The organism is Paenibacillus cisolokensis (assembly GCF_018403665.1).
GTDB classification, from domain to species: domain Bacteria; phylum Bacillota; class Bacilli; order Paenibacillales; family Paenibacillaceae; genus Paenibacillus_AH; species Paenibacillus_AH cisolokensis.
In genome coordinates this window covers 26,881-36,743 of sequence record NZ_BOVJ01000160.1, presented here as the reverse complement: position 1 = coordinate 36,743, position 9,863 = coordinate 26,881, and the positions used below count along the sequence as shown (strand labels likewise).

The following is a 9,863-nucleotide window of genomic DNA, read 5'->3' as shown; positions in this document are numbered from 1 at the left end:
CGTTCGCGCCGGCGCGGCGCTGCCCGCGCGCGGTCCGCGGATCGCGCGCGTCGGCGAACGGATCCGCCTCGCGCTTGATATAGACGGGCGGCTTCTCCCGCTCGCCCGTCAGCTTCTCCGCCGCTTCCCGGCGCATCCGGTTCAGCTCGCGGATCGGCAGCATCGGCCCGTCACGCAAATCGAGCTCGAGCTCTTCGAGCTGAAACAGCGTTCCGCCGAGCCGTCCGAACTGCTCCTTCAAGAGCACTTCATCGATCGGCCGCTTCGCGGCCTTCTCCATCTCCAGCTCGGATACGACCTCCACCGTCGTGCCTTTCTGGATATCGGTCCACCATGTGCGGAGCGGCTGCCCCGGTTCCCCTTGCGCTTTGACGCGCAGCGGAAAGACGCGGTAGGGCTTGTCCGTTTCAAACGTCGCCCGCAGCCGCCGGTCAAGCGCCGGATCGCTCGTTTCCAGATGCGGTCGCCCGGGCGACCCGCTGCAGATCGACGTCGCGCCGGCCGGGCACGATTTCCAGCACCATGCCCTCCTGCGCCTCGCCCTCGATGCGCACCCCGTTATGCCGCACATCGTATACGCGGCCGCCCTCCTCTTTCTTCGTCGGGTCGCCCGCATCGAAGACGATGCCGTCGCCGCGCTTGAGCGGCGCTTCGATGCGGCAGACGACAGCGTCGCGCAGCACCCGCTCGACACGGCCGAGATAGACGCCCCGGCTTTTCGGAAACGTTCCGTCAACGAGCTGCTTATTGTTCGTCCCTTTCAGGAAGCCGTGCGTAAAGCCGCGCGAGAAGCTCTGCTCGAGCTCGCGGATCTCTTCCCTCGAAGGGGCGGAACGGTCGCCGGCGAAATAACGGTCGATCGCCGCCCGGTATTTGCCGACGACATTGGCGACATACTCCGGACTTTTAAGCCGCCCTTCGATCTTGAACGACGTCACCCCCGCCTCGATCAGCTCCGGCACGATGTCGATGGCCACCAGATCTTTCGGCGACAACAAATAAGCTACGTCGCCCATCGGCTTCGGTTCGCCGTCGACGATCAGATCGTAAGGCAGCCGGCAAGCCTGGGCGCATTCGCCGCGGTTGGCCGACCGTCCGCCCCACATTTCCGACGTGAGGCATTGTCCGGAATACGAGACGCAAAGCGCCCCGTGGACGAACACTTCCATCGGAAGCTTGGCCTGCTCGCCGATGGTGCGGATATGCTTCAGATTGTTCTCCCGCCCGAGCACGACGCGCTCCAAACCGAACGGCTTCGTAAATTCGACCGCCTCCGGCGACGTAATCGTCATCTGCGTCGAGCCGTGGATCGGAAAATCCGGCGAAATTTCCCGAATCAGCTTCACAAGCCCCAGATCCTGCACAATGACCGCGTCCACACCGGCATCGATGCAGGCGTCGATCAGCGCTTTGGCCGATTCCAGCTCGTCTTCGAACACGAGGATATTGAAGGTCAGGTAGCCTTTGACGCCGTAACGGTGCAGGAACGCCATAATTTCCGGCAGCTCTTCGGTGCGGAAATTGTTGGCGCGCGCCCGCGCGTTAAACCTCTCCACCCCGAAATAGACGGCATCGGCTCCGTTCGCCACCGCCGCCCGCATACATTCCCAGTCGCCTGCCGGAGCGAGCAACTCGATATCTTGTCTCGTTATATTCAAACCCATTTCAGAAGCATCCTCCAGATCGTAAATGCGCTACGTTCAGTTTACCAGACCGCCGGACAATTCTCCATTGTCCAGTTTATATGCGATCTTGGTCCGATTGGCCGGTTGCTCTTCTTTCGCCCCGACCGCCATGCTATAATAAAGCTGATTGTTCGTTTTTCTAAAAACGTTTGGGAGGTATCGCCAGACTATGAAACTTGGTGTATTTACCGTACTATTCGCGCAGAAGCCGTTCGAAGAAGCGCTGGATTACATCGTGTCCAAAGGTGTGGAAGCCGTCGAGATCGGCACCGGCGGTTATCCGGGCGACGCCCATTGCAAACCGGACGAGCTTCTGGCCGACGCCGGAAAATTGAAAGCGTTCAAACAAGCGGTCGAATCCCGCGGTCTGATCATCAGCGCGCTGAGCTGCCATGCCAACCCGCTGCATCCGCAAAAAGCGATATCGAGCGAACATGACGCCGCGCTGCGCAAAACGATCGAGTTGGCCAACAGGCTGGAAGTGCCTGTCGTCAACACGTTCTCCGGCTGTCCGGGCGACCATGAAGATGCCAAATATCCGAACTGGCCGGTCGCGCCTTGGCCGAACGACTTCCAGGAAATTTTGAAATGGCAGTGGGAGGCGAAAGTCATCCCGTACTGGTCCGACATCGCCAAGCTGGCCGAACAGAACGGCGTCAAAATCGGTCTCGAGCTGCACGGCGGCTTCTCCGTCCACAGTCCGGCCACGCTGCTCCGGCTGCGCGAAGCGACCAGCAGCGCGATCGGCGCCAACCTCGACCCGAGCCATATGTGGTGGCAAGGCATCGATCCGGTGCAAGCGGTGCACATTCTCGGCCGCGAAGGTGCGATTCACCATTTCCACGCCAAAGATACGACGATCGATCCGATCAACGTCAACCGCCACGGCGTAACGGACATGCAATCTTATACCCAAATGCTGGACCGCGCATGGCAATTCCGGACCGTCGGCTTCGGCCACGATCTCAAAACGTGGGCGGACATTATAAGCGCGCTGCGTCTCGTCGGCTACGATTATGTCGTCAGCATCGAGCACGAGGACGGGCTCATGTCGGTCGATGAAGGCTTCACGAAAGCCGTTCAAAATCTCCAGCAAGTGCTCATCAAGGAACCGCTCGGAGAAATGTGGTGGGTATAACGCCGACTCCGGCGTCCCGATAAACGAAGAACGCCCCGCAAGGCCGGCAAGCGGCCGCATGCGGGGCGTTCTTCGTTCAGCCCGGCCGCTTGCTGGTCAAGCGGCACTATCCGTTATGTTATTTTCCTGCCCAAACCTCGAAAATCATAACATAGTCGGTGAAGAGAAATACGGCCAACGCCACAATCGTAAAGGCGATCGCAAACAAATTTTTCTTCGGACGGGCCATGAGAAGGCGGACCAAGCCGATCATGATCAGCACCGTGAAAATCAACATGAAAATGTCAAAACCGTTAAAAACCGATGCGCTTGCGTTTTCTGCAGCGAGAAGCACGGGATGACCCCCTCCTTTTCACAGTTATCCTATATTACACTATGTTACCTTCCGCGTCGAGCCGCCGCAAGAGCGAATGGTCATCCGTAACAAGTTTGTCACGATTTCATTGTTCCTTATAACCTATCCATATCGAAAATATAACAAATTCTTATACCTGAGATGAGCATGATCCGTTGTCGAGCTTTATAAAATATGATACGATCAATTCATATATTCTTACCTGTTTCGTCGGAATTAAACTTTACCCGAAATGACAATCGGCAAGGGGGCAGCATCGATATGGCATATGAAGCGGTCTGGATGAAAGACCCTTCCAAATTGAACAAGTTTGAGTTTGTCAAGCATCAAAAAGACGGTCTCGATGTCATTCGTACTATTATTGAAGAATACGCCAAAAAAGGCTACGAATCGATCGACCCGGACGATATGAACCGGTTCAAATGGGCCGGCGTGTACGAACAGAAGCCGAAAGACGGTCATTTCATGATGCGGATCCGGATCAACTCCGGCATCATGACGAGCGCACAGGCGCGCGCGCTTGCTTCCATCGGACGCGACTACGGGCGCGGCTTGATGGACGTCACCACGCGTCAGGCGATCCAGTTCCATTGGCTGCGCGTGGAGAATTTGCCCGACATTTTCAACCGTCTCGAAGCAGTCGGACTGTACAGCTACGAGGCATGCGGCGACTGCCCGCGCACGATCGTCGGCAATCCGCTCGCCGGCATCGACAAGAACGAACTGATGGACACGACGCAGCTGGTGAACGAAGTCAACGATTTTTCCTGTTGAATCGTGACTTTTCCAATTTGCCCCGCAAATATAAAATGTCCATCTCATCCAGTATTTATAACAACGCGCAAGCCGAAATCAACGACCTGGCTTTCGTTCCTGCGGTCAAAGTGATCGACGGCAAGGAAGTGATCGGCTTCCACGCCCTGGTCGGCGGCGGCTTGTCGGCAAAGCCGTATTTGGCCCAGGAGCTCGACATTTTCATCCGTCCGGAGGAAGTATTGAAGGTCGCGATCGGCGTCACGACGATTTTCCGCGACTACGGCTACCGCGAGAAGCGGCACCATGCCCGCCTCAAGTTCCTCGTAGCCGATTGGGGACCGGAGAAATTCAAGGAAAAGCTTCTGGAGCTTATCGGCGACATGCCTTCCAAAGGCGAAAACAAAATTGTCGGCTGGAAAGCCGCCTACTTCGACGGCGTGCACAAGCAGAAGCAGGAAGGGCTCAACTATATCGGTCTGAACGTTCCGGTCGGCCGCACGAATACCGACGAGTTCGAGCAGTTGGCCGATATTGCCGACAAATATGGCGACGGATTGATCCGTACGACGGTGTCGCAAAACATTATTTTGGCCGGCATACCCGACGACAAGGTCGATGAAGTGCTGAAGCAGCCTGTGCTGCAGCGGCTGTCGCCGTTTCCGAAACATTTCATGAGCCGGACCGTTTCCTGCACGGGCAACGAATTTTGCAATCTGGCCGTCGTCGAGACCAAAGAGCGTGCGCGCCGCGTCGCCGAATATCTCGATGAGCATGTCGAGCTCGACGAGAAAATCCGCATTCATATGGTCGGCTGCCCGAACGCTTGCGGCCAGAAGCATATTGCCGATATCGGCCTTCAAGGTGCGCTCGTCAAGACGCCGGAAGGAATGGTCGACGCTTTCGATATCGCCGTCGGCGGCACGCTCGGTCCGAATGCCAAGTTTAATACGCCGCTCAAGGGCCGCGTCAAAGGCGACGACCTGCCGGAAGTGCTCGCGAAGCTGATCCTGTTTTACAAGGAAGGCCGCAAAACGGCGAATCGTTCCACGATTACGTCCAGCGGGTCGGCGTACAGGCGTTCCAGGAGAAGCTCACGGAAATTTTGGCCGCGTCCTGATCGCGCGAAAAGAGGAGGGGAACCGGAAATCCCCCTCCTCTTTTTTTGGTTTCAGGTACGAAATTGGCCAGATCGCGCCTCGAAACTGGGCGATTTTCAAATTCGACCGCCCGGCATTCTCCGTTCGACCGTCAGAAATCGAAATGGCGGCCAATCATTACAGAGTTAAAATGATTCGACGGGCGTGTGTGTTTATTTCCCCGAGATGGTAAACTGATGACGGGAGAGATACCATAGTCGGGAGGAAATCGGGCATTGGATCAGGAAACGATACTGGAACAGGCAAGAGATTACGCGAAAAGCGAACTGGAACGCGACCACAGCGGCCACGACTGGTGGCATGTCGTACGGGTGGCGCGAACGGCCCGCATGCTCGCCGAGGCGGAACACGCCGACGTATACATTTGCGAGCTGGCGGCGCTGCTCCATGACGTCGCCGACGTCAAGCTGGCAGGAAGCAAGGAAGCCGGGTTGCGCAAAATCGGGGACTGGATGCGGCAAGCGGGCGTGGAAGAGGACCACCGTGCCCATGTGATGGAAATTGCGTCAACGATGTCCTTCGGAGGCGGCCATGGTCAGCCGATGCGCACGCTGGAGGGACAGGTCGTACAGGATGCCGATCGGCTCGATGCTATCGGCGCAATCGGCATCGCGCGCGCCTTCGCCTATGCGGGCAACAAAGGGCAGCCGATTTACGATCCGGCGCTCCGTCCCCGGGCTTCGATGACGGAAGCGGAATACCGGAACGGGCCGAGCACGGCGATTAATCATTTTAATGAAAAGCTGCTCCGGCTGAAGGAACGGTTGAATACGGAAACGGCCCGTTTGCTTGCGGAGAAAAGACACCGGTTCCTCGAATACTTTCTTCGCGAGTTCGACCGCGAATGGGCGGCCGGCAATGCGGATTACCTGAAAGAAACGCTGTTTCCGGCCGAATATGCCGGACGCATCCATATCGCCTTCGGCGATTCGGCGGGAGGGTCGCTGCGAATAGCGCTGCGGGGAATGCCGGGAGAGAAGGCGGTCACGCTGAATGACGATCTGATGGTCGGACCGTTGCATAACGAAGACGAGCCGGAAGGCTTGGCCAAACGGCTCTCCTGGTGGCGGACATGCACGAGCGAGGAAGAGTGCAGAGAGACGATGGAGTATGCGCTGCGGGCGGCGCTGGACTGGAAGCAGTGGCCGAAGCGCCTGCGCGGCCGTCATGTCGTCGTCTGGGCCGGAGAGTCGGCCTCCGAGCAAATCGGGCTGCGCCGCCTGGCCGCCGCGCTGGCGGACGATACGGAGATATCCGTTATCGATACGACGGCGCTGGCCAACAAGCGGTACAAGAAGACGGCATTCGAGAACGAAGATGCGATCTACCGCAGCACTGGAGAGCTGGGACCGGACAAGCTCGCCCTGTTGCTCCCGGAAGCGCGGCTGCTGACGCCCCGTGAACGGGAGGCTTATGCCGACGAATGGCGGCAGCTAGTCGCCGATGGCGGCATTTTGCGGGTGATGGACAAGGGACGGCCGCTAAGCGTTGACGGGAGCTATTTCGATGCCGATATTATGGAAGCGGTTAGCAATTTGACGGGGGCAGAGGGGCGACTGGTCAAATGTGCGAGGATTGTCGGCGAAGTAATCGGTTCCGCGAACCAGTACGTCGGCGACAGCTACATCGAATATCGTGTACGGGAACTTATCAAGGAAGGCAAACTTGTCTATACCGGCAGCCTGAATGCGATGCGCTACTACAGCGTCGGTTTGGGGGAATAACGACCTAACGACCGAACGAAAAAACATCCCATTCCGCCAAGCAGGCGGTTTGGGATGTTTTTCGTACTGCCTATTTCGCCGCTCCGGCCGCGACTCTTTCTTCGGCCTTGAGCCGTTCGACGGTTCGTTTCCGGTCCCGTTCCAAAATCGGAGCCAGATACCGGCCGGTATACGACTGATCGGACTTGATCACCTCTTCCGGCGTGCCGGTGGCGACGATCGTCCCGCCGCCGCTGCCGCCTTCCGGACCGAGATCGATAATATAGTCGGCCGTCTTGATCACATCGAGATTATGCTCGATGACCAGAACCGATTCGCCGGAATCGACGAGACGGTGGAGCACCTTCAGCAAACGGTCGATATCGTCGACATGCAGCCCGGTTGTCGGCTCGTCCAAAATGTACACCGTCTTGCCGGTGCTGCGGCGGTACAGCTCGGCCGCCAGCTTCACCCGCTGCGCCTCGCCCCCGGACAGCGTCGTCGCCGGCTGGCCGAGATTCATGTAGCCGAGACCGACGTCAAGCAGCGTCTGCAGCTTGCGGTGGATGCGCGGAATGTTCCGGAAAAATTCGCAAGCGTCCTCTATCGTCATCGCCAGTACGTCGGCAATGCTTTTGCCTTTATATTTGACCTCCAGCGTTTCGCGGTTGTACCGTTTGCCTTTGCAAACTTCGCAAGGGACGTACACGTCGGGCAGGAAATGCATCTCGATCTTGATGATGCCGTCGCCGCGGCACGCTTCGCAGCGTCCGCCCTTGACATTGAAGCTGAACCGTCCCTTCTTGTACCCCCGCACCTTTGCCTCGTTCGTCGCGGCGAAGACGTCCCGGATATCGTCGAATACACCGGTATACGTCGCCGGATTGGAACGCGGCGTGCGGCCGATCGGCGACTGATCGATATCGATGACTTTCTCGATATGCTCCAGTCCGCGCATCTCCTTATGCGCGCCGGGACGCACTTTCGCCTTGTTCAAATCGCGGGCGAGCGTCTTGTAGACGATCTCGTTGACGAGCGTCGATTTGCCGGAGCCGGATACGCCGGTCACGACCGTGAAGACGCCGAGCGGAATTTTGACATTCAAATTTTTCAGGTTGTTCTCTTTCGCTCCCCGCACTTCCAGCCATTTGTCGCCGATCGGCCGCCGTTCCAGCGGGACGGCTATAAACCGGCGTCCGCTCAAATATTGTCCGGTCAACGAATGCTCATGAGCCATAACTTCGGCAGGGGTGCCTTGTGCAACGACCTGACCGCCATGTATGCCCGCGCCGGGACCGATATCGATAATGTAATCGGCGGCCAGCATCGTATCTTCGTCATGCTCGACGACGATCAGCGTATTGCCCAGATCGCGCATATGCTCCAGCGTCGCAATAAGCCGGTCGTTGTCCCGCTGATGAAGGCCGATGCTCGGTTCGTCGAGAATATACAGCACGCCCATCAGGCTCGAGCCGATTTGCGTTGCCAGCCGGATCCGCTGCGCCTCCCCGCCTGACAACGTTCCCGCCGCTCTGCTCAAAGTCAAATATTCCAGTCCGACATTGACCAGGAAACCGAGCCGGCTGTTGATTTCTTTCAGAATGAGATGAGCGATTTGCCGTTCTTTGTCGTTCAGCTTGAGTTCCTGGAAAACCGCTGCGCTTCCCCGATCGAAAGCGACGTCACATAGGCGATATTGTGTCCGCCGACCGTCACCGCCAGCGTTTCCTTGCGGAGCCGGTGCCCTTTGCAGCCGGCGCACGGCTTGGCGCTCATGTACGATTCGATATGCTCGCGCATCGCGTCCGAAGCGGTCTCGCGGTAGCGGCGCTCCAGATTGTTGACGATGCCCTCGAACGGAACGTAAGCTTCCTTCTGATGGCCGAAATCGTTCTCGTAACGGAACCGGACACGCTCGCCGCCGGTGCCGTACAGCAGTTTCTTCATCATATCCGGAGGCAGCTCGCGGACGGGCACGTCTTTCGGGATGCCGTAATGCGTGCATACGGCATCGAGAAATTGCGGGTAGTAATTGGACGTGCTGCCCGCCCATGCCTCGAACGCCCCCTGCTCGATCGATTTGTCGGGGTCCGGGACAAGCAGATCGGTGTCGACGATCATTTTGGCACCAAGACCGTCGCACTCGGGACAAGCGCCGTACGGGCTGTTGAACGAGAACATCCGCGGCGACAGCTCTTCGATGCTGAAGCCGCATTCGGGGCATGCAAGGTTTGAGCTGAACAGCAGCTCTTCCTGGCCCATCACATCGACAATGACGCGGCCGCCCGCCAGTTGGAGCGCCGTTTCCAGCGAATCGGCCAGACGCGTCGCGATATCCGGCTTGATGACGATACGGTCGACAACGACTTCGATGTTGTGCTTCTTGTTTTCTCCAGCTCGATTTTCTCGCTCAGTTCCCGCAGTTCGCCGTTCACCCTTACCCGGACGAAGCCTTGCTTCTGAATGTCGGCAAACAGCTTGACATGCTCGCCCTTGCGGCCGGATACGAGCGGGGCCAAAATTTGCAGCCGGGTCCGCTCCGGATATTCCATGATCCGGTCCACCATCTGCTCGACGGTTTGCGACGTAATCTCAATGCCATGCTCCGGGCAATGGGGCTTCCCGATCCGGGCGAACAGCAGCCGCAAATAGTCGTATATTTCGGTTACCGTTCCGACCGTGGAGCGGGGATTGCGGCTTGTCGTCTTCTGATCGATCGATATGGCCGGAGAGAGTCCTTCGATCGAGTCGACGTCCGGCTTCTCCATCTGTCCGAGAAATTGCCGGGCATAGGCGGACAGCGACTCCACATACCGCCGCTGCCCTTCCGCATATATGGTGTCGAACGCAAGCGACGATTTGCCCGAACCGCTGAGGCCCGTCAGGACGACGAATTTATCGCGCGGGATGGTGACATCGATATTTTTCAGATTGTGGGCGCGTGCGCCCTTGATCACGATACGGTCATTGGCCAAGACGGTCTCTCCCTCCATTGTGCCGGAACGCGTTGCCGTTCCGGCGCTCCTTCTCGATCGGAACACGGGCTTGACCTGCCGCCGCTGCCGATCG

5 protein-coding genes and 3 pseudogenes are annotated in these 9,863 nt (G+C 58.1%); 3 read left to right on the top strand and 5 right to left on the bottom strand.

The features are described from left to right. Positions 1–1,664, bottom strand: a pseudogene (locus PACILC2_RS20600) (peptidase U32 family protein); the annotation flags it as partial. 190 nt (positions 1,665–1,854) lie between these two features. On the opposite strand from PACILC2_RS20600, the gene PACILC2_RS20595 reads away from it, so the two are divergent. After that, on the top strand, positions 1,855–2,823 hold the full coding sequence (locus tag PACILC2_RS20595; protein WP_062490425.1) for a sugar phosphate isomerase/epimerase family protein: 969 nt from the start codon (positions 1,855–1,857) through the stop codon (positions 2,821–2,823). A gap of 118 nt (positions 2,824–2,941) precedes the next feature. On the opposite strand, the gene PACILC2_RS20590 is transcribed toward PACILC2_RS20595, so the two are convergent. Next, positions 2,942–3,157, bottom strand: a complete 216-nt coding sequence (locus PACILC2_RS20590; RefSeq protein ID WP_062490423.1) for a hypothetical protein — start codon at positions 3,155–3,157, stop codon at positions 2,942–2,944. Positions 3,158–3,439: 282 nt separating this feature from the next. On the opposite strand from PACILC2_RS20590, the pseudogene PACILC2_RS20585 reads away from it, so the two are divergent. After that, positions 3,440–5,051 (top strand): annotated as a pseudogene (locus tag PACILC2_RS20585) (nitrite/sulfite reductase). Positions 5,052–5,306: 255 nt separating this feature from the next. Next, complete coding sequence (locus tag PACILC2_RS20580) at positions 5,307–6,815, top strand: DUF3658 domain-containing protein (protein WP_213530550.1); 1,509 nt, start codon at positions 5,307–5,309, stop codon at positions 6,813–6,815. Positions 6,816–6,885: 70 nt separating this feature from the next. Here the strand turns inward: PACILC2_RS20580 and uvrA are convergent, their stop codons facing one another. The 3 genes and pseudogenes from uvrA to PACILC2_RS29535 form a co-directional block, all read right to left on the bottom strand. Then, positions 6,886–8,394: an excinuclease ABC subunit UvrA gene (gene uvrA / locus PACILC2_RS29545; protein ID WP_372447189.1), complete on the bottom strand. Its 1,509-nt coding sequence runs from the start codon at positions 8,392–8,394 to the stop codon at positions 6,886–6,888. 32 nt (positions 8,395–8,426) lie between these two features. Beyond that, a complete protein-coding gene (locus PACILC2_RS29540) occupies positions 8,427–9,056 on the bottom strand; it encodes a UvrA family protein (RefSeq protein WP_372447188.1) in 630 nt (209 codons plus the stop codon). Positions 9,057–9,116: 60 nt separating this feature from the next. Then, positions 9,117–9,346: pseudogene (locus tag PACILC2_RS29535) on the bottom strand (hypothetical protein); the annotation flags it as partial. Positions 9,347–9,863: the final 517 nt, after the last annotated feature.

Excerpts from the sequence above, each read along its gene's own strand:
- PACILC2_RS29540 (WP_372447188.1), bottom strand. The coding sequence starts at position 9,056 with ATGGGCCAGGAAGAGCTGCTGTTCAGCTCAAACCTTGCATGCCCCGAA.
- PACILC2_RS20595 (WP_062490425.1), top strand. The coding sequence starts at position 1,855 with ATGAAACTTGGTGTATTTACCGTACTATTCGCGCAGAAGCCGTTCGAA.